General features: G+C 67.7%; 27 protein-coding genes. 13 read left to right on the top strand and 14 right to left on the bottom strand.

Annotated features, from left to right (window positions below):
• Window positions 1-2 precede the first annotated feature (2 nt).
• Complete coding sequence (locus H4W30_RS43380) at window positions 3-1,142, bottom strand: BMP family lipoprotein (protein WP_192747934.1); 1,140 nt, start codon at window positions 1,140-1,142, stop codon at window positions 3-5.
• A 545-nt stretch (window positions 1,143-1,687) separates the two neighbouring features.
• Here H4W30_RS43380 and sdhC point away from each other — a divergent pair.
• The 5 genes from sdhC to H4W30_RS43355 all read left to right on the top strand — a co-directional run bounded on the left by sdhC (window position 1,688) and on the right by H4W30_RS43355 (window position 6,244).
• Complete coding sequence (gene sdhC / locus H4W30_RS43375; protein ID WP_192747933.1) at window positions 1,688-2,131, top strand: succinate dehydrogenase, cytochrome b556 subunit; 444 nt, start codon at window positions 1,688-1,690, stop codon at window positions 2,129-2,131.
• Window positions 2,132-2,133: 2 nt separating this feature from the next.
• Entirely contained in the window at window positions 2,134-2,553 is a 420-nt protein-coding gene (locus H4W30_RS43370) for a succinate dehydrogenase hydrophobic membrane anchor subunit (protein WP_016331258.1), read from the top strand.
• A 31-nt stretch (window positions 2,554-2,584) separates the two neighbouring features.
• The gene (sdhA, locus tag H4W30_RS43365; protein ID WP_192747932.1) at window positions 2,585-4,339 is read left to right on the top strand and encodes a succinate dehydrogenase flavoprotein subunit; all 1,755 of its coding nucleotides are present in this window, start codon (window positions 2,585-2,587) and stop codon (window positions 4,337-4,339) included.
• Window positions 4,339-5,109, top strand: a complete 771-nt coding sequence (locus H4W30_RS43360; protein WP_034304588.1) for a succinate dehydrogenase iron-sulfur subunit — start codon at window positions 4,339-4,341, stop codon at window positions 5,107-5,109. Before sdhA ends, H4W30_RS43360 begins: the two co-directional genes overlap by 1 nt.
• Before the next feature lie 163 nt (window positions 5,110-5,272).
• Window positions 5,273-6,244, top strand: coding sequence for a hypothetical protein (locus tag H4W30_RS43355; protein ID WP_192747931.1), 972 nt, complete (start codon window positions 5,273-5,275; stop codon window positions 6,242-6,244).
• A gap of 73 nt (window positions 6,245-6,317) precedes the next feature.
• Here the strand turns inward: H4W30_RS43355 and H4W30_RS43350 are convergent, their stop codons facing one another.
• The 3 genes from H4W30_RS43350 to H4W30_RS43340 all read right to left on the bottom strand — a co-directional run bounded on the left by H4W30_RS43350 (window position 6,318) and on the right by H4W30_RS43340 (window position 9,413).
• Window positions 6,318-7,535 carry a M14 family zinc carboxypeptidase gene (locus tag H4W30_RS43350; RefSeq protein WP_225950851.1) on the bottom strand — a complete coding sequence of 406 codons (1,218 nt, stop codon included), beginning with the start codon at window positions 7,533-7,535 and terminating at the stop codon, window positions 6,318-6,320.
• A gap of 131 nt (window positions 7,536-7,666) precedes the next feature.
• On the bottom strand, window positions 7,667-9,079 hold the full coding sequence (locus H4W30_RS43345; RefSeq protein ID WP_192747929.1) for a S8 family peptidase: 1,413 nt from the start codon (window positions 9,077-9,079) through the stop codon (window positions 7,667-7,669).
• A 79-nt stretch (window positions 9,080-9,158) separates the two neighbouring features.
• A complete protein-coding gene (locus H4W30_RS43340) occupies window positions 9,159-9,413 on the bottom strand; it encodes an SCO4848 family membrane protein (RefSeq protein ID WP_026467335.1) in 255 nt (84 codons plus the stop codon).
• 43 nt (window positions 9,414-9,456) lie between these two features.
• Between H4W30_RS43340 and H4W30_RS43335 the strand changes: the two genes are divergently transcribed.
• Window positions 9,457-10,695, top strand: coding sequence for a D-alanyl-D-alanine carboxypeptidase family protein (locus H4W30_RS43335; protein ID WP_192747928.1), 1,239 nt, complete (start codon window positions 9,457-9,459; stop codon window positions 10,693-10,695).
• Window positions 10,696-10,697: 2 nt separating this feature from the next.
• Here H4W30_RS43335 and H4W30_RS43330 read toward each other — a convergent pair whose 3' ends face one another.
• Together H4W30_RS43330 and trpS are read right to left on the bottom strand one after the other, a co-directional pair.
• A complete protein-coding gene (locus H4W30_RS43330; RefSeq protein ID WP_192747927.1) occupies window positions 10,698-11,726 on the bottom strand; it encodes a YhjD/YihY/BrkB family envelope integrity protein in 1,029 nt (342 codons plus the stop codon).
• Window positions 11,727-11,761: 35 nt separating this feature from the next.
• Complete coding sequence (trpS, locus tag H4W30_RS43325; protein ID WP_192747926.1) at window positions 11,762-12,781, bottom strand: tryptophan--tRNA ligase; 1,020 nt, start codon at window positions 12,779-12,781, stop codon at window positions 11,762-11,764.
• 163 nt (window positions 12,782-12,944) lie between these two features.
• On the opposite strand from trpS, the gene H4W30_RS43320 reads away from it, so the two are divergent.
• Entirely contained in the window at window positions 12,945-13,691 is a 747-nt protein-coding gene (locus H4W30_RS43320) for a S1 family peptidase (RefSeq protein WP_192747925.1), read from the top strand.
• Window positions 13,692-14,244: 553 nt separating this feature from the next.
• On the opposite strand, the gene H4W30_RS43315 is transcribed toward H4W30_RS43320, so the two are convergent.
• Entirely contained in the window at window positions 14,245-14,565 is a 321-nt protein-coding gene (locus H4W30_RS43315) for a hypothetical protein (RefSeq protein WP_192748042.1), read from the bottom strand.
• A gap of 398 nt (window positions 14,566-14,963) precedes the next feature.
• Between H4W30_RS43315 and H4W30_RS43310 the strand changes: the two genes are divergently transcribed.
• A complete protein-coding gene (locus tag H4W30_RS43310) occupies window positions 14,964-15,851 on the top strand; it encodes a glycoside hydrolase family 19 protein (RefSeq protein WP_126735277.1) in 888 nt (295 codons plus the stop codon).
• 56 nt (window positions 15,852-15,907) lie between these two features.
• On the opposite strand, the gene H4W30_RS43305 is transcribed toward H4W30_RS43310, so the two are convergent.
• On the bottom strand, window positions 15,908-16,408 hold the full coding sequence (locus H4W30_RS43305) for a MarR family winged helix-turn-helix transcriptional regulator (RefSeq protein ID WP_192747924.1): 501 nt from the start codon (window positions 16,406-16,408) through the stop codon (window positions 15,908-15,910).
• Window positions 16,409-16,473: 65 nt separating this feature from the next.
• Here H4W30_RS43305 and H4W30_RS43300 point away from each other — a divergent pair, with 65 nt between their 5' ends.
• The gene (locus tag H4W30_RS43300) at window positions 16,474-16,974 is read left to right on the top strand and encodes a cupin domain-containing protein (protein ID WP_192747923.1); all 501 of its coding nucleotides are present in this window, start codon (window positions 16,474-16,476) and stop codon (window positions 16,972-16,974) included.
• On the opposite strand, the gene H4W30_RS43295 is transcribed toward H4W30_RS43300, so the two are convergent.
• Together H4W30_RS43295 and H4W30_RS43290 are read right to left on the bottom strand one after the other, a co-directional pair.
• The gene (locus tag H4W30_RS43295) at window positions 16,968-17,903 is read right to left on the bottom strand and encodes a hypothetical protein (RefSeq protein WP_192747922.1); all 936 of its coding nucleotides are present in this window, start codon (window positions 17,901-17,903) and stop codon (window positions 16,968-16,970) included. The two genes, H4W30_RS43300 and H4W30_RS43295, sit on opposite strands and share 7 nt — an antisense overlap.
• Window positions 17,904-17,914: 11 nt before the next feature.
• On the bottom strand, window positions 17,915-18,721 hold the full coding sequence (locus H4W30_RS43290) for an exodeoxyribonuclease III (RefSeq protein WP_126735288.1): 807 nt from the start codon (window positions 18,719-18,721) through the stop codon (window positions 17,915-17,917).
• A gap of 45 nt (window positions 18,722-18,766) precedes the next feature.
• Here H4W30_RS43290 and H4W30_RS43285 point away from each other — a divergent pair, with 45 nt between their 5' ends.
• Window positions 18,767-19,510, top strand: coding sequence for an MBL fold metallo-hydrolase (locus H4W30_RS43285; protein WP_192747921.1), 744 nt, complete (start codon window positions 18,767-18,769; stop codon window positions 19,508-19,510).
• Window positions 19,511-19,569: 59 nt separating this feature from the next.
• Here the strand turns inward: H4W30_RS43285 and H4W30_RS43280 are convergent, their stop codons facing one another.
• Entirely contained in the window at window positions 19,570-19,875 is a 306-nt protein-coding gene (locus H4W30_RS43280; RefSeq protein WP_192747920.1) for an SH3 domain-containing protein, read from the bottom strand.
• Window positions 19,876-20,065: 190 nt separating this feature from the next.
• On the bottom strand, window positions 20,066-21,289 hold the full coding sequence (locus tag H4W30_RS43275; RefSeq protein WP_007032065.1) for an NADP-dependent isocitrate dehydrogenase: 1,224 nt from the start codon (window positions 21,287-21,289) through the stop codon (window positions 20,066-20,068).
• A gap of 240 nt (window positions 21,290-21,529) precedes the next feature.
• Here H4W30_RS43275 and H4W30_RS43270 point away from each other — a divergent pair, with 240 nt between their 5' ends.
• The 3 genes from H4W30_RS43270 (at window position 21,530) to H4W30_RS43260 (ending at window position 23,714) form a co-directional block, all read left to right on the top strand.
• A complete protein-coding gene (locus H4W30_RS43270) occupies window positions 21,530-22,030 on the top strand; it encodes a hypothetical protein (RefSeq protein ID WP_225950850.1) in 501 nt (166 codons plus the stop codon).
• A gap of 82 nt (window positions 22,031-22,112) precedes the next feature.
• Window positions 22,113-22,697, top strand: coding sequence for a hypothetical protein (locus H4W30_RS43265; RefSeq protein WP_192747919.1), 585 nt, complete (start codon window positions 22,113-22,115; stop codon window positions 22,695-22,697).
• Between the two features lie 21 nt (window positions 22,698-22,718).
• Window positions 22,719-23,714, top strand: coding sequence for a DUF2203 family protein (locus H4W30_RS43260; RefSeq protein WP_192747918.1), 996 nt, complete (start codon window positions 22,719-22,721; stop codon window positions 23,712-23,714).
• Window positions 23,715-23,717: 3 nt separating this feature from the next.
• On the opposite strand, the gene H4W30_RS43255 is transcribed toward H4W30_RS43260, so the two are convergent.
• Both H4W30_RS43255 and H4W30_RS43250 read right to left on the bottom strand, forming a co-directional pair.
• A complete protein-coding gene (locus H4W30_RS43255) occupies window positions 23,718-24,572 on the bottom strand; it encodes an alpha/beta fold hydrolase (RefSeq protein WP_192747917.1) in 855 nt (284 codons plus the stop codon).
• A gap of 107 nt (window positions 24,573-24,679) precedes the next feature.
• Entirely contained in the window at window positions 24,680-25,114 is a 435-nt protein-coding gene (locus tag H4W30_RS43250) for an Lrp/AsnC family transcriptional regulator (RefSeq protein ID WP_318780782.1), read from the bottom strand.
• Window positions 25,115-25,189 lie beyond the last annotated feature (75 nt).

Below are 25,189 nucleotides of genomic sequence, written 5' to 3'. Positions count from 1 at the left end.
GCTTACTTCTGCGGCTTGTCCGAGACGGTGATCGCCCCGGAGACGATCTGCGCCTTGTAGCCGTCGAGGACGTCCTTGATGTCGTCGACCTTGCCACCGGAGGTGGAGTAGCCGACGCCGTCGACCTTGAGGTCGAACCGCTTCGGCAGCGACGACAGGTCGCCCTTCGCCAGCGCGCGCAGGTAGTCGAACACCGCCACGTCGACGCGCTTGAGCATCGAGGTGATGATGACGTCCTTCGACGCCTCGACCGTCTTCTGGTTGTACTGGTCGGAGTCGACACCAATGGCGAGCGCGTTGCCCGACTTCGCGGCCTCGAACACGCCCTTACCGGAGGCCCCGGCGGCGTGGTACAGGACATCCGCGCCCTTGGAGATCTGCGCGTTGGCCTTGGCGTTGCCCTTCGGCGGGTCCTGGAACCCGGAGAAGTCACCGGCCGGGGTGAGGTACTCGTCCTCGACCTTGGCCTTGCTCGAAGCGGCCTTCACGCCCTGGAGGAAGCCGGCCTCGAACTTCTGGATCAGCGGCGTGTTCACACCACCGACGAAGCCCACGTGGCACTTCTTGGACTTGTAGACCGCGGCGACACCGGCCAGGAACGAGCCCTGCTCCTCGGCGAAGACGAGCGGGGTGACGTTCGGCGCCTTGACGGAGTCGTCGTCGACGATCGCGAACTGGGTGTTCGGGTACTTCGGCGCGACGGCGCCGACGGCCTTGGCGTAGGCGAAGCCGACCGCGATGACCGGGTTGAAGCCCTGTGCGGCGAGCTGGTCCAGACGCTGCGACTTCGCGGCCTCGTCCTCGGTCGACGCGGCGGTGCTCTCGCTGACCGTGGTCACACCGAGCTCGGCCTTCGCCTTGTCGGTACCGGCGGCGGCGGAGTCGTTGAACGACGCGTCGCCACGGCCGCCGACGTCGAAGGCCAGCGCGACCTTGAGCTTGCTGCCGTCGACCTTCTCACCGGCCTGGCTGGAGCTGGTCGAGGCGGCCGCCGCGGCAGGCGGCTTCGGCGCCGTCACGCAGCTGGCGGACTGGTCCCCAGTGCTCGCGTTGTTGTTGTTCCCCGCACCTGAATCCTTCGCGCACCCGGCCAGTACCAGTGCACCGGCCATGGCGGCGGCGGCCAGCGCGGTTCCACGCATGCGACGCAACGTGTGTCTCCCTCCCCGCTGATCCAGCGGATGGTCCGAAGAAAGCGACCCGGCGACGCTGCCGGGTTCGACCGAGAGACGGTACCTAACGGCCGCTTTGCTGCCATAGGAAAGGCACGCTACGTAACACAAACGTTTACTCATGAGTCGTAAGCGCGACGAATGGAGTACTCACAGTGATCGGAATGGCGTAATCGCAGGCAGCGCTCGGCCCCCAGGCCGCGCGAAGCGCCCAAGATCGTCACGCACCGTTCAGGCCGTCCGGCGGGACGCCTCGTGCGTCCACAGTGGACGAACCGGTGAGTTACCGGCCGGCGTCACTCGATCGGGCAGGGGTCCCGATGTCTGGTCCATCACACAGAGGAACCCGGAGGTGAGCCCACCGTGAGGTGCGGGTCTAGCATCCTGTTTATCCACGCTCGATGACCATGATCTCGGCACCGTCGCCGGAGCCGTCCCCAGGTGGACGTCCCGGCGGCAGGCGCGGAAACCAGCGGTCAGCGGGCCCAAGCCATGACGTTGGAGGCCGTTCACCGATGTCCACCACGGCTAGCACCGCCACCGAGGCGGCCGCGAGCGATCGGGCGGGTGCCTCACGCCGGCAGGGGACCTTCTACCGGGGAGACCCCGGTATGTGGTCCTGGGTGCTGCACCGCATCACCGGCGTGCTGACATTCTTCTTCCTTTTCGTGCACGTGCTCGACACCGCGCTCGTGCGCGTGTCGCCCGACTCGTACAACGAGGTCATCGAGACCTACAAGACCCCGCTGGTCAACCTCCTCGAGGTCGGCCTGGTCGGCGCGGTGCTGTTCCACGCGCTCAACGGCATCCGGGTCCTGCTGGTCGACTTCTGGGAGAAGGGACCGAAGTTCCAGAAGCCGTTGCTCTGGACCATCCTGGCCATCTGGGTCGTGGTGATGATTCCCGGTGCCTTCTTCATGATGAAGCGCACCGTCGAAGTTATGTTCGGGGGGCACTGACCATGGCGACCGAAGTTCTCGCACTCGACAAGCCGCGCTCGCCGAAGCGCCCCGCTGCCCGCCGCAGCAACTTCGAGCTCTACAGCTGGCTGTTCATGCGCATCTCGGGCCTCGCCCTGGTCGTGCTGGTGCTCGGCCACCTGTTCATCATGAACATCCTCGACGGCGGCGTGCACCGCATCAACTGGGGCTTCGTCGCCGGCCGCTGGGCCTCGCCGTTCTGGCAGTTCTGGGATCTGTCGATGCTCTGGCTCGCCGAGATCCACGGCGGCAACGGGCTGCGGACGATCATCGACGACTACGCCCGCAAGGACAGCACCCGGTTCTGGCTGAAGATCGTGCTCTACGTCTCGATGGTGCTGATCCTCGCCGTCGGCACGATGGTGATCTTCACCTTCGATCCCGGTATCTCGGCCAACTGACGCCCACCACACGTTAAGCGGAGTCATCCCTATGCAGTTCCACAAGTACGACGTGGTGATCGTCGGCGCCGGTGGCGCCGGCATGCGCGCGGCCATCGAGTCCGGCCAGCGTGCCCGCACCGCGGTCCTCACCAAGCTCTACCCGACGCGTTCGCACACCGGCGCCGCCCAGGGCGGTATGTGCGCCGCGCTGGCGAACGTCGAAGAGGACAACTGGGAGTGGCACACCTTCGACACGATCAAGGGCGGCGACTACCTGGTCGACCAGGACGCCGCCGAGATCATGGCGAAGGAGGCCATCGACGCGGTCCTCGACCTCGAGAAGATGGGCCTGCCGTTCAACCGGACTCCCGAGGGCAAGATCGACCAGCGCCGCTTCGGCGGGCACACCCGTGACCACGGCAAGGCCGCGGTGCGCCGCGCCTGCTACGCCGCGGACCGCACCGGGCACATGATCCTGCAGACGCTGTACCAAAACTGCGTCAAGCACGGCACCGAGTTCTTCAACGAGTTCTACGTGCTCGACCTGGTGCTGACCCCGGACGAGAACGGCAACCCGGCCGCCTCCGGCGTCGTCGCCTACGAGCTGGCGACCGGCGAGCTGCACGTCTTCCAGGCGAAGTCGATCGTGTTCGCCACCGGCGGCGCGGGCAAGATCTTCAAGACGACGTCGAACGCGCACACCCTCACCGGTGACGGCCTCGGCATCATCTTCCGCAAGGGCCTGCCGCTGGAGGACATGGAGTTCTTCCAGTTCCACCCGACCGGTCTCGCCGGGCTGGGCATCCTCATCTCCGAGGCCGTGCGCGGTGAGGGCGGCATCCTCCGCAACGCCGACGGCGAGCGGTTCATGGAGCGCTACGCCCCCACCATCAAGGACCTCGCGCCGCGTGACATCGTCGCCCGGTCGATGGTGCAGGAAGTGCTGCAGGGCCGCGGTTGCGGGCCGAACAAGGACTACGTCGTCCTCGACGTCACGCACATCCCGGAAGAGACGCTGAACGCGAAACTCCCGGACATCATGGAGTTCTCGCGGACGTACCTTGGCGTCGACCCGGTCACCGAGCCGGTGCCCGTGTTCCCGACCTGCCACTACGTGATGGGCGGAATCCCGACCAACATCCACGGCGAGGCGTTGCGGGACAACGAGAACGTCATCCCCGGCCTGTACGCCGCGGGCGAGGTGGCGTGCGTGTCCGTGCACGGCTCGAACCGGCTCGGCACGAACTCGCTGCTCGACATCAACGTGTTCGGCCGTCGCGCCGGCATCGCGGCCGCCGAGTACGCGCTGGCGCACGACCACATCGAGCTGCCGGAGAACCCGACCAAGGTCGTGGAAGACCAGCTCGCGCTGCTGCTTTCGGAGCACGGTGACGAGCGCGTCGCCGACATCCGCACCGAGCTGCAGCGGACGATGGACTCGCACGCTTCGGTGTACCGCACGGAGGACACGCTGAAGCAGGCGCTGACCGACGTGCAGGCGCTGAAGGAGCGGTACAGCCGGATCACCGTGTCGGACAAGGGGAAGCGGTACAACACCGACGTCCTCGAGGCCGTCGAGCTGGGCTTCCTGCTCGAACTGGCCGAGGTCCTCGTCGTCGGCGCCCTCGCGCGCAAGGAATCCCGCGGCGGGCACGCGCGCGAGGACTACCCGAACCGCGACGACACGAACTTCATGCGGCACACCATGGCCTACAAGGAGGGCGAAGGTCTCACCGCCGACGTCCGCCTGGACTACAAGCCGGTGACCTTCACCCGCTACGAACCGATGGAGCGGAAGTACTGATGACCACGGCAACCCCCGAGAAGTCGGAGGCCGTGTCCTCCGACCACACGCCGATCACCGTCACGCTGAAGATCCTCCGGTTCAACCCCGAGATCGACACCGAGCCGCACTGGGAGTCCTACGACGTCCCGGCGCAGCGCACCGACCGGCTGCTGAACCTGCTCTTCTACGTCAAGGACTACATCGACGGGACGTTCTCGTTCCGGCGCTCGTGCGCGCACGGCGTCTGCGGTTCCGACGCGATGCAGATCAACGGCATCAACCGGCTGGCGTGCAAGGTCCTGATGAAGGACCTGCTGGAGACCAACGGCAAGAAGACGACGATCACCATCGCGCCGATCAAGGGTCTGACCACGCTCAAGGACCTTTACGTCGACATGGACCCGTTCTTCGAGGCGTACAAGGCCGTCAAGCCGTACCTCATCGCCTACGGGAACGAGCCCACGCGCGAGCGGATCCAGTCGCAGGCCGACCGCGACCGGTTCGACGACACGACCAAGTGCATCCTGTGCGCCTGCTGCACGTCCTCGTGCCCGGTGTACTGGAACGACGGCTCGTACTTCGGCCCGGCCGCGATCGTCAACGCGCACCGGTTCATCTTCGACTCGCGTGACGAAGGCGCCGAAGAGCGTCTGGACATCCTGAACGACTCCGAGGGTGTCTGGCGCTGCCGGACGACGTTCAACTGCACCGACGCTTGCCCGCGTGGCATCCAGGTCACGAAGGCGATCCAGGAAGTGAAACGCGCTCTGCTCTTCAAGCGCGTCTGACGCTTACTGCGAGCGCTTTGCGCGTGAAGGCCCCCTTCCCTCGGCTGAGCCGAGGGAAGGGGGCCTTCACGCGCTTCAGAAGTTATCCACAAGGAGCCAGTTATCCACAGGGCCAGGAAAAGCGTCTGGCGCGATCGGTGATGCCGCGCCCATCCTGATCCTCATGGTCAACAGGGGGAGATGGGCCCAGCATCCCGAACTGCTGCTCGCGAGAAGCCGCAATGGTGTCATTCGGGTCGCCGACCTCGAGTCGGAGGAGATGAGCAGCAGCACGATCTACGCGCGCTGTCTACCAGGCGGCCCTTGGCAACGTCCGCTACCGGGGATCGTGCTCTTGCACAACACCGAACCAAAACCCGACGAACTGATCACCGCCGCACTGCTCTACAGCGGCGCCAAAAGCATGCTCACCGGCGTCGCCGCCTGTCGTCTACACGGATTACGCCCTGCGGCGCTCCCTACAGGCGGCGACCTGCACATGTTGATCCCTCATGACCGGAAGGTCCGCAGTACCGGCTTCGTCACTACGGAGCGGACACTCCGATACCCGGAACCAAGGATGATCGGTGAGGTACCGGCGGCGCCGCTGATCCGCGCGACCACAGATGCCGTCCGGCGGCTTCGTGAAACCGGCCCTGTGGAGGAAATACTGATCGAAGCGGTCCAAAGTGGCCACTGCTCACCGTCTGCACTCCTTCGAGAACTCGATCGCGGCACGCAACGAGGAACCGCGATTCCCCGCCGGCTGCTGTCGAGCTGGATCGATATCCGTTCAATGGCGGAATCCCGAGCACACGCGCTCAGCCTTCGTTTGCCCACGCCACCGAGCCATTGGAACTGCAAAGTCTTCGATCAGCACGGCAAATACCTGGGTCGCCCGGACGCCTGGTGGGACGACATCGGCCTCGCTTGGGAAATCGACTCGTTCGACTTCCACTTCAGGCGGGCCGACTACTCACGAACGTTGAACCGGAACGCGCGTTACACGGCCTCGGGCATCCTCCTCGTGCAGACACTTCCGTCTCGGCTCAGAGACGATCCGATCGGCGTGGTCGGTGAGCTGATCGCCGCACACGAGGTCGCCTCTGCTCGCCCGCGACCCGCAGTCCACGTCGCCGACGCGGATGCCGCGTGAAGGCCCCCTTCCCTCGGCTGAGCCGAGGGAAGGGGGCCTTCACGCGCTACCGGAGGACTTCAGCGGAAAGCCGCTACTCCAGGACCCGCCCCAGGGCGGCGGAGTCGGCGGTGCCGGGCAGCCGGTCGAAAGCCTCCGGGTCGATGTACCCGACAGCCCCCGTGCTCACGTCCCGCAGCATGTTGTAAAGCCCCGCCATCACCGCGCGCGTGAAACGCTCCCGGTGCTGCTGCCCGAGCGTCTGCGTCTGCCCGCGCACCTCGAACAGCACCGTCCCGGTCCCGTTCAAAGCGAACGAACACCGCGCCTGCCCCGGGAGATCCCGGTCCGGCGCGTGCGGATACCGCGCCCCGACGAAGCCGCGCGACGTCATCCCGTTGAAGGCGCTGATCGCCAGCTGCCGCGATTCGTCCTTTGTGTACACGTCGCGGTACTTCGCGTACTTCTGGCCGGGCTCGAAGAACTTGTCGGGCAGCGGCGGGTAGTCGATGCCGACGTCGAGCAGCCGGTCACTACCTTCCTGCCGGACGCAGGCGCCTTGGTGGTGCAGATCGACGTAGACGTCGGGCACCTTCCCCCGCGAAGCGGTCTGCTCCAGGTACACCGAACGCAGCGCCCGCGCCTCCGGCGTGATGAACCAGCCCGGCTGATTCGGCGCGCCCGGGACGTCCTCCGCGCGCGGGACGTAGTTCAGCTCGGGATTGAAGTCGCGGTTGACGTCGAATCCCGGCCGCTTGCGGTAGTCGTCGCCCTGGAGGACGTCTCTGAGGTAGTTCCAGGTGGGCGGCCGGTCCTTCAGCTGGGGGAACTTCCGCTGCACCTCGGCCCACGACAGGTCGTTGCCGCGCCGGTCGAGTTCGGCGCCGTCCGGGTTCAGCTTCGGCACCGCGACGAAGGTGATGGTCTTCCGCAGCCGCTCGGCGTCCCGCGAGTCCGACGTGCCGAGGTAATCGAGGATGCGCAGCAGGGCGTCGGTGCCGGTCTTCTCGTTCCCGTGGATCTCGCTGGAGACCACGAACACCTTCGGCCCGGTCCCCACGGTCGCCTGATGGATCACCCGGCCGCGGTTCGACCGCCCGACCTCCTTGACCTTCACCCGCCCTTGGCTCACCCGTTCGAGTCGCCCGAGCTCCCGCACCATCTCGCGATAGTCGGTGAACTCGTTGATGGGCAACTCCCGCGGTTCCTCGCTACAGGGCGCCACCGGCGCCGCCACCGCCGTGGGCGCGCTGACGAGCGGGAGCATCGCCAGCCCCACCACCACGGGAACCAACCGACCGGACAACGACATCGTGAACTCCCCACTGTCGAAGGTGCTCATAACGTAGCGAGAACGACCCCCATCGCGAATCCGGCGAAAGTTCCCGAAACGAAACCGGGGCCGGCCCACGAACGTGGACCGGCCCCGGCGAACGCGCGAAACTACTTCACCGCGTCCAGGGCGTTGACGCGGCCGTGGCCGTAGTACGAGTTGTCCTTCGCCGGGCCTTCACAGACCGGCGCCGCGGTTCCGCAGGGGACCGTGTCCGCCTGGTGCTCCAGCAGCCAGGTCAGCAGCCGCGGCGAAGCGTGGCGGTAGCGGGACGCCAGCAGCGCGGCGACACCGGCGGCGTGCGGGGACGCCATCGAGGTGCCGCACTTGGCGCCGTAACCGCCGTTGAAGATGGTCGACAGCGGGCAACCGACACCCTGGCCCTCAGGCGGAAGCTGGGCGCGGTCGCCGCCGGGGGCGGTGACCGAAACGTCGTCACCGTAGTTGCTGTACGACGACTTCGTGCCCGCGTAGCCGATGGCCGAGACGTTGACGACGCCGTCGATGGCCTTGGGCAGGATGCCGCAGCTCGTGTCGACCGGGTGCGGGCGGTTCGGGTCGGTGGTCTGCTTGTCCGGGTCGAAACCGCTGTTGCCGGCGGCGGCGACGTTCAGCACGCCACGGCCGGTCGAGTAGGTCACCGCGCGGCGGACGGCCTCGAACGCGGCCGCGTCGCCCGGCTCCTTCGAGCAGTAGAACATGCCCGGGTCGATGTAGTAGCTGTTGTTCGTGACCGGGAAGCGGTGCTTCGCCGCCCACATGAACCCGCACACCGCGGCCTCGGGGAGGATCAGGCCGTCGTCGTTCACGACCTTCACCGACGCCAGCTTGACGCCGGGCGCCACGCCCGTGAAGCCGCGCGCGGCGTCCTTGCCCGCGATCGTGCCGGCGACGTGCGTGCCGTGGTCGGAGTTCGTGGGTGCCCACGCGGCGGGCGTGGTGTCGGGCGCGCCGCTGTTGCAGCCCGCCGACACCTTCGGGTCGAGGGCCGCCTTCAGCGCGGGGTGGGTGGGCTCGATGCCCGAGTCCAGCACGCCGACTGTCACCGAGCGGCTGCCGCCGGAGATCTTGTTCGCCTCGGGAGCCTGGATCGCCCGCATGTCCCACTGCTGGGCCGACAGGTCCTGCTCGACGGCGACGCTGGTGGTCTCTTCGTTCTCCTTGGTGTCGACCACGGCGGAGCGGGTCGAGCGGGTGGTGGCCGCGGGCGGGAACGCGACGTCACGGCCGCCCGAATAGGCGCGGAAGACGCCGATCTTCGCCTGGAAGTCGGCGTTGCGCGAGGTCGCCACCGCGACCCCGATCTCCGGGTAGTACGCGACCTTCTCGCCGCACTTGGCGCGCAGCTCGTTGTCGACCTTGCGCTCCGGGGTGCGCGGGTCGTAGAGCACCACGTAGTTGAACGGGGCGCTCGCGGTGTCGCACTGCGGCGCGGGCGCGGCGCTCGCCGACGGAGCCGAGAACACGCTTCCCGCCGCCGCCGCGACGAGCGCGGGGACGAGCAGGCGTCTGATCCGGGACATTCCACCTCCATGATTCGGTGGAGTGAACGTAAGCGAGCCGGACCCCGCCCAACACCGTCAAAAGGACGACAAAACCCGATCAGGCGTCAGCCTTCTCCGCGTCCCGTGACTTGGCGCCACGAAGCGTGCGCAGACCGATGAGCCCGATGATGGTGCCGAGCACGAACGAGACGACCGTCAGCACCGCGTGCACGATGAAGTAGGCCGTCGGCGAGCCGTCCGCGGCCCAGGCGCGGTCACTGTCCCAGAGGTTCTTGGCGAACGTGATCCAGATGATCCACGACCACACGCCGAAACCCAGCAGGAACATCGAAGTACCTCGCGAAATGCGCATGCCCCTGAGTATGCAGCGAGCCCGGCGACGCTACATTGCTCGGGTGCACAGCGCTATCTCCCGGTTGCTCCTGGTCCTCGTTTCCGGTGTGCTCGCCCTCGCGGTGACGCCGGTGGCCACAGCCACCCCGAAGCCACCAACCCAGGCGCAGCCGTGCGCGAACAAGGTCACGCCTCCCCCGCCCGTCGACACCTCCGAGAAGCCGCGCCCCGGCGAGGCCGCCCCGGCGCCGCTGCCGGTGCCGCCGGTCCCGGTCGGCGGCGACCGGATGGCCGAATGCGGGCTCGTGCTCCCGAAGCGCGCGCTGAACCCGCCCGAGGGGAACACCTCCGCGGCGTGGGTGCTGCAGGATCTCGAAACCGGTGACGTCATCGCGGCGAAGGATCCGCACGCCCGCCAGCGTCCGGCGTCACTGATCAAGGTCCTGCTCGGGCTGGTCGTGGTCACCGAGCTCCCGCCGGGGAAGACCGTCGTGGCGACCAAGGAGGACGCCGAGCAGGAGTGCACCTGCATGGGCATCGGCGCCGGCGGCCAGTACACAGTGGACCAGCTGCTGCACGGACTGCTGATGCACTCGGGCAACGACGCGGCGCACGCGCTCTCCACCGTGCTCGGCGGCCTGGACGCGACGCTGGCGAAGATGAACGCGCTGGCCACCCGCATCGGTGCCACCGACACCCGGGCCGCGACACCGTCCGGGCTCGACGGCCCCGGCATGTCGACCTCCGCCTACGACATGAGCCTGATCTTCCACTACGCGATGAAGAACCCCGAATTCGCCAAGGTGGTCAAGACCAAGAGCTTCGAAGTCCCGGCCACCGGCGGGAAACCGGTCGTCACGATCTACAACGACAACAAGCTCCTCGGCAGCTATCCCGGGTTCACCGGCGGGAAGACCGGCTTCACCGACGACGCGCGCCACACCTACGCCGGCAGCGCGCTCCGGAACGGTCACCGGGTCGGGGTCGTGATGCTGCGCGCCGAGCAGCGCCCGACCCGGGTCACCGAACAGGCCGCGAAGCTCCTCGACTACGGCATCGCGCTGCGCGAGGCCAAGGCCGAATCGGTGGGGCGCATCGAATACCGGTCGCCGGAAGCCGTGAACGCCGACCCGGCCAACGCCGCGCCGAACGCCGACGGCGCGTCGAACAGCGGAGCCGCGGCCGCGGCCGAAGACCCGTTCGGCGTGACGGGGTGGATCATCACGCTGGTGGTCTTCCTGATCATCGTGGCGTCGTTCGTCATCGGCCACCAGCGCAAGAAGGCCATGGCGGACGAATAACGTCAGGACTTGCGGCGGCCGAGCCAGCCCAGCAGCGCGCCGGTCGCGAAAGCCCCGCCGACGGCGCCGAGTCCCGGCCCCTGCTGGACGGTCACCCTCGGGTGGATCAGCACCGGGGGCGGCGGCTCGACGACCGTCTTCAGGTTCTCCTTCGCCGTCGCCGTCCACGCGGTGACGAAGAGCAGGAACCGCGAAACGAGGTTCGCGAACACGAGCAGGCCGATCACCGGGCCGAACAACGTGAACGCCGGCGATTTCGTGACGCTGCCGAGGTAGAGGGTCGCGGCCTGCTGGAGCACGATGAACCCGACCGCGGCGAAGATCGCGCCCTTGACCGCGCTGCGGAGCGCGACGTGCTCACGCGGCAGCCTCGCGATGACCCACAGGAAGACGAGGGTGTTCGCGAGCAGGCCGAGCAGGATCGTCGCGACCTTCAACAGGAACACGGCCCAGCCCTGGTTCTCGAGCCCGACCAGTTCGAGCAGGAACCGCCCGACACCACTGCCCGCCGCGGTGAGGCCGAACGAGACCACCAGCGCGAGACCGAGCCCCACGAGGGACAGCAGGTCCTTGATCGTCGTCGACACCAGCGGCAACTGCTGCTTTTCCTGACCCCATTGGGCGGTCAGCGCGTCACGCAGATTGGTCATCCAGCCGACGCCCGAGTACAGCGCCAGCAGCAGGCCGAACACCCCGATGCCGCCGCCGGAGTCCAGCGCCGCCTTGATGATGCTGCCGACGAGATCGCTCAGCCCTTCCGGGACCGACTTCTTGATGCCGTCGACGAGCTGGTTCGTCACCACCTGGTCGCCCGCCAGCACGATCTTGAGGACCGCGAAGGCGACCATCAGGATCGGGATCACCGAAAGCACGCTGAAGTAGGTGATGGCGGCGGCGTAGTGGTTGCCGTAGCGCTCGGTGAAGGCGTCGTTGGCCCGGATGAGGTGATCGAGCCAGCCGTACTTCCGCCTCAGGCGCGGTAACAGCTTGTCCTGTTCCGGCTTCGCGCCGTCATCATTCGCCACCGTCAAACGCTAACCACCCGGCGACGACATCGCAGCGCGAATCAGCCTGCCGGGGGAAGGAACCCGATGTTCTCGTAGACGTTCCGCAACGTCACCGAAGCGACTTCCCTCGCCCGTTGCGCCCCGAGCGCCAAGGCCTTGTCGAGCTCGGCGACGTCATCCAGATAGGACTGGACGCGTTCCTGTACCGGCGTGACCCAGTCGACGAAGGCCTCCGCGACGCCCTTCTTCAGGTCGCCGTATCCCTTGCCCTCGTAGGAATTCTCGAGTTCGGCGACCGGCTGATCGGTCAGCGCGGAGAGGATCGTCAGCAGGTTCGAAACGCCCGGCTTGTTCTCGGTGTCGAAGACGATCTCGCGGCCGGTGTCCGTGACCGCCGAGCGCACCTTCTTCGCCGACTTCTTCGGGTCTTCGAGCAGTTCGATCAGGCCGTTGCCGGTCGACGAGGACTTGCTCATCTTCGCGGTCGGGTCCTGCAGGTCGTAGATCTTCGCCGTGTCCTTGACGATATGCGGCTCCGGCACGGTGAACGTCTTGCCGTAGCGGTTGTTGAACCGCTGCGCGAGGTTGCGCGTCAGCTCCAGGTGCTGCCGCTGGTCCTCACCGACGGGGACCTCGTTCGCCTGGTACAGCAGGATGTCGGCGGCCTGCAGGACCGGATACGTGAACAGGCCGACGCTGGCGCGATCGGTGCCCTGCTTCGCGGCCTTGTCCTTGAACTGCGTCATCCGGCTCGCTTCGCCGAACCCCGTCTGGCACTCCAGCACCCAGCCGAGCTGAGCGTGCTCGGGCACGTGGCTCTGGACGAACAGCGCGCTGCGGGCCGGGTCGACGCCGAGCGCGAGCAACTGCGCGGCCGAGCGGCGGGTGCGGTCCAGCAGCACCTTCGGATCCTGCTCGACGGTGATCGCGTGCAGATCGACGACCATGTAGAAGGTGTCGTGGGTGTCCTGCAGCCGCACCCATTGCCGCAGCGCACCCAGGTAGTTGCCGAGGTGGAACGAGTCGGCGGTGGGCTGGATCCCGGAGAGCACGCGCGGGCGCTTCTGTTCGTCGGACACGCCCGGATTCTCTCAGGCCACGCCACGGCGGGTCACTCGGCCTCGCCCCGGCCGAACGGTCTAAACGGTTAAACGCCACATACTTCCGACGGTTCTGGCCAGGGTGCCCGATTCCTAGCGTTCATGGCACCGGATCTTCCGGCCACACCGAAGGAGAACCCAGATGAAGGCACGATCCCTACTGATGGGCTTGGCCATGGCGGCCGCGGCCGTCTTCTCGCTTTCCGGCGTCGCGGCTGCGGCCGAGCCCACCGGAGGCGTCCAGCCGAACATCGTCGGCGGCGGCAACGCGACCCAGGTCTACTCGTTCATGGTGTCCCAGCAGTCGAGCTCCGGCGGCCACCAGTGTGGTGGCTCACTGATCAGCTCGACCTGGGTGGTCACCGCGGCGCACTGTGGCACGCCGTACCAGGTGCGCGTCGGCACCACGAACCGCACCAGCGGCGGCACCGTCGCCCGCGTGGCCCAGCGCATCGCCCACCCGAGCGCCGACCTGGCGCTGCTGCGTCTCTCGACGGCGGTGTCGCAGGCGCCGGTCACGATCGCCGCTTCGTCCGGGGCCGTCGGCACCGCGACGCGGATCATCGGCTGGGGCCAGACCTGCCCCACCCGCGGTGGTTGTGGCGCCCCGATCAACCTCCAGGAGCTGAACACCTCGATCGTCTCCGACAGCCGCTGCCTCGGCATCAACGGTGCCAGCGAGATCTGCACCAACAACCCCAACGGCAACTCGGGTGCCTGCTACGGCGACTCGGGCGGCCCGCAGGTGAAGCAGGTCAACGGTGTCTGGCAGCTGGTCGGCGCGACGAGCCGCGCGGGGAACAACAGCAGCACCTGCGCGACCGGGCCGTCGATCTACGTGGACGTCCCCTACTTCCGTAGCTGGATCCGCACCAACTCCGGCGTCTGATCCGTTCCCCGCGTCGCCCCACCGTCCCCGGGGGCGACGCGGGCCCAGCCGGTTCAGCAAGGAACCGTGCGGAAGTTCGAAGAGCCGCTCCAGCAGCGCGACCGCCTTCAGGGAGTCGCACCGCTCGGGGCGGCTTCTTCCGGTCCGCCAGTAGCTCAAGGTCGCGACACTGACCCGGACGCCTTCCAGGGCGAGCCGGTGCCGGATCCGGTCGAGGCCGAGGCCGCTGTCCGTGATCGCCCGGTCCAGGGCGCGGGGGAAGGGGTCACCGGGCCGGCTGCGACGCCGTGTCACCGTCATGGACCCGAGCGTGGCGATCAACGCGCGGCTAAACAATCCGGGCGGGACTAGGTGTACCTACCCAAAAATCCGCCGACCTGCGTTTAGCGGGCTAATCGCGATCCGCCCGCCCACCGGGCACCCACCTGCGTTTAGCGGGCTAATCGCGATCCGCCCACCCTCGGGCACCGGCCTGCGTTTAGCGGGCTGAACGCGATCCGGGCGCGCGTCGCGTTTAGCGGGCTAAACGTGATTTGAGCCGGGGAGGCGCAGGTCAGGGGCGCTGCTGGCGAGTGAGGGCCTCGTCCGCGAGCACGGCCTCCGCCATCGCGGCGACGTGCGGGGCGGCGGGCTGGGGCGGGGCGGCGGGGACGGCGGCCGCGCGGGCCTTGCGGCGCTGACGGAACACACCGAACGCCATCCCGACGACACCGAGCGCGACGGCGATCAAGCCGACCGGGCCCAGAAGACCGAACGCCATCTCCGACCGCGACGTCATGTCCGCGGCCGACGCCGGTACCGCGCCCGCGATGAGCAGCGCGACCGGGATCGCGATGACCGCCGCGGCCCTCGCCGCGGGCAGGGTCGATCGCATCAGGAGATGAACTGGGTTCCGCACCGGAGTGCCTCCTGTGACGTGACTTTGCCGAACCGGAACGCTAACCCGAACGAGTGAGCATTTCCAGGCTGCTGGTCAAAAAACTACCGAGCGTGTCAAGACCTGTGGGTTCTGATCAACTCGGGGCACGAGACTAGCCCCTCACAGGGGGGATGTTTCGAGCACCCCTCTTCTCAGAGTTGCCGTGCTCGAGATCGATTTCTGACAAAACCGGACAGGGTTAGGCCATTCGACTGTCACACGCGGCCGAACAGGCAGTATCCGACTTCCATCGGTTGGTTTCTTGTCCGCAATGGTCTATACCTGTTAGCCATACCCTTAAAAGGTATAGACCAATCTCCCCTGCATGGTCCCCTCGTACGAAGGAGCCACCGATGTCTCTTCGACGTATTCTCGCGGCGGTCGCCGCCACCTTCGCCGCCACCACGGTCGCCGTGGTCGTCCCGGCCCAGTCCGCCTCTGCCGCGGACTGCGTGGCGCCGTGGAACGCGAGCTCGGTCTACTGGGGCGGCAACACCGCCTCCTACAACGGACACAACTGGTCCGCGAAGTGGTGGACACAGAACGAAACGCCCGGAACGGCGCAGGTCTGGGCCGATCAGGGCGCCTGCGGCGGCGGCACGACCAACCCGCCGAACCCGTCCGGCTTCGTGGTCAGCGAAGCCCAGTTCAACCAGATGTTCCCGAGCCGGAACCCCTTCTACACCTACAACGGCCTGGTCACCGCCCTGAGCGCGTACCCGGCCTTCGCGGGCACGGGCAGCGACACCGTAAAGAAGCAGGAAGCGGCGGCCTTCCTGGCGAACGTCAGCCACGAGACCGGCGGCCTCGTCCACATCGTCGAACAGAACGAGGCCAACTACCCGCACTACTGCGACACGAGCCAGTCCTACGGCTGCCCGGCGGGCAACGCCGCGTACTACGGCCGCGGCCCGATCCAGCTGAGCTGGAACTTCAACTACAAGGCCGCCGGCGACGCGCTGGGCCTGCCGCTGCTGACCAACCCGTGGCTGGTGCAGAACGACGCGGCGGTCGCCTGGAAGACCGGCATCTGGTACTGGATGACCCAGAACGGCCCCGGCACGATGACCCCGCACAACGCGATGGTCAACAGCCGCGGCTTCGGCGAGACCATCCGCAGCATCAACGGGAGCATCGAGTGCAACGGCGGCAACCCCGCCCAGGTGCAGAGCCGCGTGAACAAGTACCAGCAGTTCACCGGAATCCTCGGCGTGAGCCCGGGCGGCAACCTGTACTGCTGATCCGCCCGTAGCACTGAAGGGGCCCTTCGCCGCACGCGACTCGATGAAGGGCCCCTTCAGCTTTCGAGGGAAGTCAGCAGCCGTCGCAGCGACGCGTCCAGAACGTCGAGGTCCTCGCCGAGCGGAGACAGCAGCTTCGCGACATTCGCCGTGTGCTCGGTCATCGCGGCGTCGACGACTTCGAACCCGCGCTCGGTCAGCGTGACCCGGAAGCTGCGCCGGTCTTCGGGATCCAGTGCCCGCTCGACCAGACCCGCCGACTCGAGCCTGTCGATCCTGCTGGTCATCCCGGCCCTGGACATCATCAGAGTCGCGGAAAGCTCGGACGGGATCAGCGTGTACGGCTTCCCGGACCGCCTGAGCGCCGCGAGCACGTCGAACTCCCCCTGCTTCAAGCCATGCTTCGCGAACACGGCTTCCACCATGGGAGTGGTCAACATCGCCACGCGGCCGAGGCGCCCGGCGACCCCGATCGCGGTCAAGTCCAGCTCCGGCCGTTCGCGCCGCCACGCGCCGACGACCGCGTCGATCGCGTCCGTGTTCCGTTCTTCGCTCACGGACGCAGTCTATTCGACGGGAGATAGTTTGACAGCGAACTATCAGCGATGGAACCATCTCGGGCATGACTCAGCGCATCGAAACCCGTGAACCCGTCCTCGTCCGCGCCGCCGAAGCCGAGACCGTCGGCGCGGCCCCCACCCTTGTCACGCTGCTCGCCGACGTCTCGACCACAGGCGGAGCCCTGAGCAGCGCGCGAACACGGTTAGGCGTCGGCGCCGATGGAGCGGCGCCGCACTATCACACCGGCTCCTCCGAGATGTTCTTCATGCTCGGCGGGAAGCTGGAAGTCCTTGTGGGAGAAAAGATCGTCACTGTTTCCGAAGGCGACATGCTGGTCGTCCCGCCATTGACCACGCACGCCTTCCGCGCGGCGGTCGACTCGGCGGCGGACGTCCTGATCGTGTTCGTCCCCGGCGTGGAACGGTTCGGCTACTTCCGCCTGCTGGAAAAGGTCGGGCACGGCGAGGCGACCGTCCAGGATCTCTTGGACAGCCAGGAAAAGTTCGACAACCACTTCGTCGAGAGTCCGGTGTGGACGGAGAGTGCGAAGTCCCGTCAGTAACCGCGCGGCGGGTACCCCGGCGGCGGATATCCCTGGGGCGGATACCCGGGCTGTGGGTACTGCGGTAGCGGGTACTGCGGTAGCGGGTACTGCGGTGGTGGGTACTGCGGTGGTGGGTACTGCGGTGGCGGATATTGCGGCGGCGGATACCCCTGATGCTGCGGCGGATACGGCTGCTGTCCGTACTGCGGCGGAGGCGGGTATTGCTGCGGATGGCCCGGATTTTGCGGCGGGTACGGCTGGTGCGGGTACTGGGGTTGCTGCGGAGGTGGCGGCGCGGCAGGCTGGCCGCCGCCGAGGTGGAACGGCAACAGCGACACCAGCTGCGCGAGCCGCCCCAACGTCGAGAGAACGTCATCCGGCTTGGTCCGGCCGAAGGTCGGATTCTCGACGTAGACCAGTTCCGCGCCCACCAGCGACCAGGTGTGCAGCTTCAACGACCGCATGGTGGCGGCGACCTGCGGCGTGAGCACGCCGATCGCGACGTTCGGGTCGGTGTCGATCAGCTTGTACCAGCGGTTGAACTTCCGGTCCGCGGTGGCGGGCTCCGGGTACTGCTCGACGTCCCAGGCGGATTCGATGCTCGACACGATCTGGAAGTTCGGCATCGGGGCGGGCAGGGTGACTACCCAGACCGTGTCGATGGAGATCGTGTCGAGCTCGTTGACCTTCTTGTTGGTCCACCGCGTGTGCACGCTCGTGACCGTCGGGCGGCGGTGGTAGTCGAAGACGCTGAACCGCAGCCCTTGGTACGCACCACTCAGCGCGCCGAACGCCATCCGCTTGTCACCGCGCTGGTTGAACGGCAGCACCGTCCACCGTTCCAGCATGTTCGGCGCGTCCGGGCTGAACTCCCACCCGTACTGGCCGGACATCGCGTAGCGCTCGGCGTTCGTCGCCTCGATACGCCTGGCTTCGTTCGTCTCCATGACCGACCGGGCTACTCGGAGTACGTCGCCGTCACCGGCGCGTGGTCGGACCAGCGCCGGTCGTAGGACTCGGCGCGCTCGACCACGACGGAGGTGCACCGCTCGGCCAGGCCGGGGGTGGCGATCTGGCAGTCGATGCGCCAGCCGGTGTCGTTGTCGAACGCCTTCCCGCGGTACGACCACCAGGTGTACGGACCGGGGCCTTCCGGGTCGAGCTTGCGCTGCACGTCGACGTAACCCGCCTCGCTGAACACGCGGCCGAGCCACTCGCGCTCCTCCGGCAGGAAGCCAGAGCTCTTCTGGTTCCCGCGCCAGTTCTTCAGGTCGATCTTGTCGTAGGCGATGTTCCAGTCGCCCACGACGACGACCTCGCGGCCGCCGGCCTCGGCCTTGGCGCGCAGGTCGACGAGGTACGGCAGGAACGCCGCCATGAAGCGCTCCTTTTCGTCCTGGCGCGGGGTTCCGACGTCACCGCTGGGCAGGTACAGGCTCGCGACCACGACGTTCGGCAGGTGGATCTCGGCGTAGCGGCCGCTGTCCTCGAATTCGGGCTCACCGAAACCGATGCGGACCTCTTCCGGCTCCGCCCGGCTGAAGAGCATGACGCCGTTGCGCCCCTTCTGCGCCGACGGCGCGTGCACCACGTGCCAGCCTTCGGGCGCGGCGGCACCGGCCGGCAGCTCCTTGAGCTCGGCCCGGACCTCCTGGCAGGCGACGACATCGGCTTTCGTCGAGCCCAGCCACTCGACGAAGCCCTTTTTCGCGGCGGCGCGGAGGCCGTTGACATTCACAGTGGAGACGGTCAGCACCCTTCGCACGCTACCCGGGGGGTCCGACAGAATCGGCACTGGGAGACTGCGCGCATGAGCGAGCTGACCGTGCTGGGCAGCTGCGGCGCCTGGCCGGAACCCGGCCGGGCCTGCGCCGGCTTCCTCCTGGTCCATGAGGGTTTCAAGGTCGTGCTCGACCTCGGCTACGGCGCCGCGTCACGGCTGTTCGAACACTGCCCGGGCGGCCGGGTCGACGCGGTGGTGGTGACGCATGAGCACCCCGATCATTGCGCCGATGTGAGCGCGCTCGGCCGGGCTCGCGCTTACGGGCTGCCGGACGAGCCGAGGATCCCGCTGCACTGCACTCCGGGCACGGTGCGCCGGCTCGAAGCGCTGGAGCCGCGGCCGCATCCGACGACGATCTTCGACGTGCGCGAACTCGGTCCGGCGCGTGAGGTCGGGCCGTTCCGGATGACCACGTTCCTGCTTCCGCACCATGTGCCGAACTACGGCGTCCGCCTGACCGCGCCCGGGCTCACCGTCGCGTACACCGGCGACAGCGGACCGAGCCCGATCCTCGCCGAACTGGCGCGCGACGCCGACCTCGTCATCGCCGACGCCACGCTTCAGGGCCCGTCGCCCGACGAGACGCCGCGTCTGGTGTCGACGGCGGGCGAGGCCGGGTACTGGGCCGAGCGCGGCGGCGCCCGGCGGCTGCTGCTGACCCACTTCTGGCCCGGTTCCGACCGCGCGATCTCGGTGGCCGAAGCGCGGGAGGCGTTCAGCGGGGAGGTACTGGCGGCCGAGGAAGGCGCCCACCTGCGTTTAGCGGGCTAAACGCGATCCCCCAGGTCAGAGGCCACTTGCATTTAGCGGGCTAAACGCGAAACCGCAGGTCAAGGGCCGCATTTCGCGCCTTCCACCGGGGGCGCGAACTCGACCGAGACCCACTTGCCCTCGGCGATCTTGCGGAAGCCGTTCTCGACCACCGGCTGCGCGTCGATCTTCGTGTCCTTGACGTACTTGCCGACGATCTTCTGCCCGCCGGGCGCGTCGCGCGCGTTGAGCACGTCGGCGGTCACGACGACCTGGCAACCGGTCGGGCTCGACGCGCTCGACTCCCTGTCCTGTCCCGAGATGGCGACGACGACGATCAGCGCCAGTCCGCCGCCGACGAACAGCATCGGTTTCGAGATGGCCATGGTGGTCACTCCTCGAACAAGGGAATCGTTTTCCGTCCGGTCCAGAGTGGCAGAAGCCGGGGCGGCCGCCCAGATCCCGGATTGCCAACCACCCGGAGGCGCCAACCGGGCCGCCCCCGTGCTACCGACCGTCACAACGCGAAAGGCCCCCTTCCGCGAGAGGAAGGGGGCCTTCAGGCGCTCAAGCGACTCAGCCCTGGGCGATCTTCTTGGCCAGGTTGGTGTCCAGCGTCGCGAGGAACTCCTCGGTGGTCTGGAACGGCTGGTCCTTGCCCACGAGCAGGGCGAGGTCCTTGGTCATCTTGCCGCTCTCGACGGTCTCGATGACGACCTGCTCCAGCTTGTTCGCGAACCCGATCAGCTCCGGGTTCGAGTCCAGCTTGCCGCGGTGCTCGAGGCCACGGGTCCACGCGTAGATGGACGCGATCGGGTTGGTCGAGGTCGGCTTGCCCTGCTGGTGCTGGCGGTAGTGCCGGGTCACCGTGCCGTGCGCGGCCTCGGCCTCGACGGTCTTGCCGTCCGGGGTGCGCAGCACCGAGGTCATCAGGCCCAGCGAGCCGAAGCCCTGCGCGACCGTGTCGGACTGCACGTCACCGTCGTAGTTCTTGCAGGCCCAGACGTAGCCGCCCTCCCACTTGAGCGCCGCGGCGACCATGTCGTCGATGAGACGGTGCTCGTAGGTGATGCCCTTGGCGTCGAAGTCGGTCTTGAACTCCGCGTCGAAGATCTCCTGGAACACGTCCTTGAACATGCCGTCGTAGGCCTTGAGGATCGTGTTCTTGGTCGACAGGTAGACCGGCATCTCGCGGTCCAGGCCGTACTGCAGCGAGGCGCGCGCGAAGTCCTCGATGGACTTGCGGTAGTTGTACATACCGATGGCGACGCCGCCGCCCTCGGGGTACTGCGCGACCTCGAACTCCATCGGCTGCGAGCCGTCGGCCGGGGTGTAGGTCAACGTCAGGGTGCCCGGGCCGGGGACCTTGAAGTCGGTGGCCTTGTACTGGTCACCGTGGGCGTGACGGCCGATGATGATCGGCTTCGTCCAGCCGGGGACCAGCCGCGGGATGTTGTTGATGATGATCGGCTCGCGGAAGACGACGCCGCCGAGGATGTTGCGGATGGTGCCGTTCGGGCTCCGCCACATCTTCTTCAGGCCGAATTCCTCGACCCGCGCCTCGTCCGGCGTGATCGTGGCGCACTTGACGCCGACGCCGTGCTTCTTGATCGCGTTGGCCGAGTCGATGGTGATCTGGTCGTCGGTGCGGTCCCGCTCCTCGATGCCCAGGTCGTAGTACTCGAGGTTGAGGTCCAGGTAGGGGTGGACCAGCTTGTCCTTGATGAACTGCCAAATGATGCGGGTCATCTCATCGCCGTCGAGCTCGACGACGGTGCCCTGGACCTTGATCTTGGCCATGAGCAGCGGTGCTCCTTCCGCGGATCTTCGCGTTCTACTTCAGTCTCTCCGGTAGCGGTACAAGCGTACTGCTTAACGGTGCTGGATGGTTCCAGTAGTGGTCGGTATCAAGTCTCCACGAGGCGGATGTGTCCGACGTCACCCGGTCGTACGACGGCCATCCGGCCGTCACGGGAACGACGGCGACCGCGTCATCATCGAACAACACTCCTCCGCCGGCCCACCGGAAAGGGCGATCCCATGTCGACCAACCCCTACGCCGTGCCTCCGTACGAGCAGCCGGAGCCCTACGCCCAGCCTAGGCAAAACGGGCGCGCGGTGCCCCGGGTGATCAGCGGGCTGGGCGGCGTCCTGCTCACGCCGGTCGCGCTCGGCCTGACCATGTACGGCGGCTCGCTGCTCCAGCGGGGATTCTCGCGCTCCTTGTCCATCAGCGAGGACCCGCTCGGCATCGTCCTCCTGTTCTTGGGCGGCCTGCTCCTGCTCGGCGTCGCGTTCCTGGGGGCGCTGTCCGGGCTCGGGCCGGTACTGGGCGGGCTGGTGTGGGGTGTGCTGCCAGGCGTGGCGTTCCTTCTGAGCCCGCGCGACGTCATGAGCCTCATCTACGACGTCGGCGGCAGCGGCCTCGGCACCGGCCTGGTGACCTGGCTGGTGATGGGCGCGCTGGTCGGGAGCGGTTTCCTGCTCATCGGGGCCGGTCTGGTCGGCACCCTCTCGCGACGCCGCTCAAATCGCGTTTAGCGGGCTAAACGCGATCCGCGGTGATCGAAGTGAACCGGAGGGGGCTCGCGTCCGTAGTCCGGTGCAGGGAGGTGACCCGCCGATGTCATCGCACCGGTACGCCGCGGAGTACGACGACGAGGACTACCAGGAGTACGGGGAGTACGAGCAGCCCAAAGATCCGCGAAGGCCGTACGAAGACGTCGAGTCGTACGAACCGTACGAGCCCTTCGACGACGACCTGAGCCCCGAAGACCCGCGCGCCGGCCGAGGCGTGCGTCGCGTCCTCAGCGGTGCGGGAGGCCTGATCCTGACGCCGGTCGCCCTCGGCCTGCTGGCCTGGGGCGGCCTGCGGCAACAGATGCTCGTCCAAGCGACGCTCAGCACCCAGCGTGACGTCCTCAGTATCGGCCTCCTCGTCGGCGGCGGGATCCTGTTGCTGTCGGTCGGGCTGCTCGGCGCGCTCTCGGCGACCGGCCCGATCTTCGGCGGCCTGGTCTGGGGTGTCGCCCCCGGCGTGGCCACGATCGCGATGCCGGAATGGGGCTTCCGGCTGGTGAAGTACCTGCCGCAGAACGACGTCACGTACGGCGTCACGAGCTGGCTGTTCATCGGCGGCCTGCTCGCGACGGGTTTCCTCCTGATCGGCGCGGGCCTCGCGTCGAGACTCGCCCGGCGGCGCCGCTGAGCGTGCTGGGACCATCGGCGCATGGGTCTGTTCACCGTTCCCGAAGCCCGCGCCGAGCTCTCCCGGCTACGCCCCGTGCTCGACGAGTTGATCCGCCTCCGCGCCGACGCGGCCGAGCTCGCCGCGTCCCTGCGCCCCGGCGGCCGCGAGACCTCGCTCGGCGGGATGCCGGAATGGAAGGCCGCGCAGGCCCGGCTGGACGACCTGATGACCACCGTCCAGCGGACGGGCGCGGAGCTCAAGGGATTCGCGCCGCTCCTGATCGACTTCCCCGCCGAGCTCGACGGCGTCGACGTCCTGCTCTGCTGGCTCGAAGGCGATCCGGAGCTGGCCTGGTATCACCGCACCGACCTCGGTTTCGCCGGACGCCGCCGCCTCCCGGATAGGGTCGCCGTCGTGAGCGAGGAGATCGCGGCCGGGCTGTTCGACGGCATCGCCGCGCGCTACGACGAAGACACCTTTCACGGCCTGGTCGCCGACGCGCTCGTCGACGGCCTCGGCTGCACGGCGCCCGAGCGCGTTCTCGACGTCGCGACCGGGACCGGGGTGGCCGCGTTCGCCGCGCTGCGGCTGGAGCCGGGCGAAGTGCTCGCGATCGACATCTCGCCGGGCATGATCGCCCAGGCCGAGACGAAGGCGGCCACGCACGACCCCGGCAAGCGCATCACCTGGCAGGTCGCTTCCGCTGTCCCGTCGCCGGTGGAGGACGAGGGAGCGGACGCCGTGCTGTGCGCGTCTTCGCTGCACTTCCTCGGCGCGGCCGCGCTCCGCGACTGGCTGCGGGCGCTGCGCCCGGGCGGCAGGGTGGGCTTCAGCCTGCCGCTCGCGTCGGCGTTCCGGCCGTCGGAGGCGTTCGCCGCCATCGTCCCCACCGACCTGAAGCTGCCGGAAACCGAGGACGACGCGGCGGAACTGGCCTCCGAAGCCGGCTTCACCGAGGTGACCGTGAAACGCCTCGACGTCGAGACCGAGGATCGGGTCCGGTCGGTGTTCGTGGTGCACGCGACCAGGCCCTGACCCTTACAGCGGCGCGAAGAACGGCACGCACTTCGGCGCGGGCGCGTTCTCCGGGTCGAGCGCCTTGAGGATCAGGCTCGTCACGTTCGGGTCGATCGCCTGGCTCAGATGCCCGGAAACGTCGGCGCCGCAACGATCCTGCAGCACGATGTCGGTCGCGCCCGGCTCGTCCAGCACACCGCTGGTGTACGGCGTGACCACGCGATCGTGGCGGCTCACGATGCTCGTGTAGGTCGGCCCCGGCACGGTCACGCCGTCGCGGGCAAGATCGTCGAGGAACTCCGACGGCGCGAGGTATTCACGGCACGCCCCGCATACGCCGTCGGCAAGGAGATCGATGCCGGGCAGTGACAGCACGGCCCTGGCCAGCTCGGAGAAGCCGTTGAGCGACGTGCCCTTGAAGTTCGAGCCGAAGCCGACGAAATGCTTCACCTTCTCCGCGCCTCCCTCGAATTTGAGGTAGTACGCGGGCATCGTCGTGCCCTCGGAATGCCCGACGATGTCGACCTTGTCCGCGCCGGTGCTCGCTCGAACGCCGTCGACGAACGCGCCGAGTTCGACGGCACTCTTCCGCATGGAAGCGAGCCCCCCGAACAACTGTCCACCCAGGACGGTGGCGCCGTAGGTCAGCGAATAGACGCAGTAACCGGCGTCCTTGAGCTTCGGCGCGTGGTGGAACCAGTTGGTCGTCGCGTTGCCGCCGAGGCCGTGCACCAGCACCACGGGCTCGGGATGGCTCGCACTCGGCCGGCACGACCAGTCGTTCCAGCCGCTGGACGGCGCCGCGTTCGCCGCCGCCGGGACGGCGATCGTGAACGTCAAGGCCGCGATCAGCGTGGTGAGGATCCGAGCCCGCATACCCGCCTCCGGTTACTCGTCAGTATGGATGCGAGTCATCATGCGTCACAAACCGACGACCGGAACCTGGAGAACGACCAGACTTACCCGCCAGTTCTTGTGACTGATCACAAAGGCAGCAGGACTCGGCGTTCGATCGGGCTGGACATGACGATCGACGTCGTCGTCGCCCCCAGCACGGAAAGGTCCTCCAGCAGCTCTTCGAGGTGGCCGGTGTCGCGCACGGCGATCTTCAGGATCCAGCAGTCCTCGCCCACCACGTGATGGAGTTCGAGGATCTCCGGCCGGTCCATGATCTTCCGCGTCCGCGGGTGCCGGACGGTGAACCCGCTGTGCGGCGCCATCCGCACGAACGCCCGCAGCCCCAGGCCGATCCCGGTGGGCGAAACGAGCGCCGCGTAACCGGTGATCGTGCCGTCGGCTTCGAGCCGTTTGACGCGCTCGCCGACAGCGGCGGGGCTCAGCGAAACACGTCGTCCGAGCTCACTCAGAGTGATCCGGCCTTCCTCTTGGAGGAGTTCGAGGAGTCGCCGGTCGATCACGTCCAGTGAACTTTCAGTGGAACCGCGATTCGACCGAGATTCTTTCAGTGATTCCGCCGATTCACCCATGTTCTC

The sequence above is a fragment of the Amycolatopsis roodepoortensis genome, from assembly GCF_014873915.1.
Lineage (GTDB): Bacteria > Actinomycetota > Actinomycetes > Mycobacteriales > Pseudonocardiaceae > Amycolatopsis > Amycolatopsis roodepoortensis.
This window is presented reverse-complemented; position numbering and strand designations above follow the sequence as displayed.

Coding starts and splice junctions, on each gene's coding strand:
- H4W30_RS43380 (WP_192747934.1), bottom strand. CDS start 1,142: ATGCGTGGAACCGCGCTGGCCGCCGCCGCCATGGCCGGTGCACTGGTA.
- sdhC (WP_192747933.1), top strand. CDS start 1,688: ATGTCCACCACGGCTAGCACCGCCACCGAGGCGGCCGCGAGCGATCGG.
- H4W30_RS43370 (WP_016331258.1), top strand. CDS start 2,134: ATGGCGACCGAAGTTCTCGCACTCGACAAGCCGCGCTCGCCGAAGCGC.
- sdhA (WP_192747932.1), top strand. CDS start 2,585: ATGCAGTTCCACAAGTACGACGTGGTGATCGTCGGCGCCGGTGGCGCC.
- H4W30_RS43360 (WP_034304588.1), top strand. CDS start 4,339: ATGACCACGGCAACCCCCGAGAAGTCGGAGGCCGTGTCCTCCGACCAC.
- H4W30_RS43355 (WP_192747931.1), top strand. CDS start 5,273: ATGGTCAACAGGGGGAGATGGGCCCAGCATCCCGAACTGCTGCTCGCG.
- H4W30_RS43350 (WP_225950851.1), bottom strand. CDS start 7,535: ATGTCGTTGTCCGGTCGGTTGGTTCCCGTGGTGGTGGGGCTGGCGATG.
- H4W30_RS43345 (WP_192747929.1), bottom strand. CDS start 9,079: ATGTCCCGGATCAGACGCCTGCTCGTCCCCGCGCTCGTCGCGGCGGCG.
- H4W30_RS43340 (WP_026467335.1), bottom strand. CDS start 9,413: ATGCGCATTTCGCGAGGTACTTCGATGTTCCTGCTGGGTTTCGGCGTG.
- H4W30_RS43320 (WP_192747925.1), top strand. CDS start 12,945: ATGAAGGCACGATCCCTACTGATGGGCTTGGCCATGGCGGCCGCGGCC.
- H4W30_RS43315 (WP_192748042.1), bottom strand. CDS start 14,565: ATGCGATCGACCCTGCCCGCGGCGAGGGCCGCGGCGGTCATCGCGATC.
- H4W30_RS43310 (WP_126735277.1), top strand. CDS start 14,964: ATGTCTCTTCGACGTATTCTCGCGGCGGTCGCCGCCACCTTCGCCGCC.
- H4W30_RS43300 (WP_192747923.1), top strand. CDS start 16,474: ATGACTCAGCGCATCGAAACCCGTGAACCCGTCCTCGTCCGCGCCGCC.
- H4W30_RS43295 (WP_192747922.1), bottom strand. CDS start 17,903: ATGGAGACGAACGAAGCCAGGCGTATCGAGGCGACGAACGCCGAGCGC.
- H4W30_RS43285 (WP_192747921.1), top strand. CDS start 18,767: ATGAGCGAGCTGACCGTGCTGGGCAGCTGCGGCGCCTGGCCGGAACCC.
- H4W30_RS43280 (WP_192747920.1), bottom strand. CDS start 19,875: ATGGCCATCTCGAAACCGATGCTGTTCGTCGGCGGCGGACTGGCGCTG.
- H4W30_RS43275 (WP_007032065.1), bottom strand. CDS start 21,289: ATGGCCAAGATCAAGGTCCAGGGCACCGTCGTCGAGCTCGACGGCGAT.
- H4W30_RS43270 (WP_225950850.1), top strand. CDS start 21,530: ATGTCGACCAACCCCTACGCCGTGCCTCCGTACGAGCAGCCGGAGCCC.
- H4W30_RS43265 (WP_192747919.1), top strand. CDS start 22,113: ATGTCATCGCACCGGTACGCCGCGGAGTACGACGACGAGGACTACCAG.
- H4W30_RS43260 (WP_192747918.1), top strand. CDS start 22,719: ATGGGTCTGTTCACCGTTCCCGAAGCCCGCGCCGAGCTCTCCCGGCTA.
- H4W30_RS43255 (WP_192747917.1), bottom strand. CDS start 24,572: ATGCGGGCTCGGATCCTCACCACGCTGATCGCGGCCTTGACGTTCACG.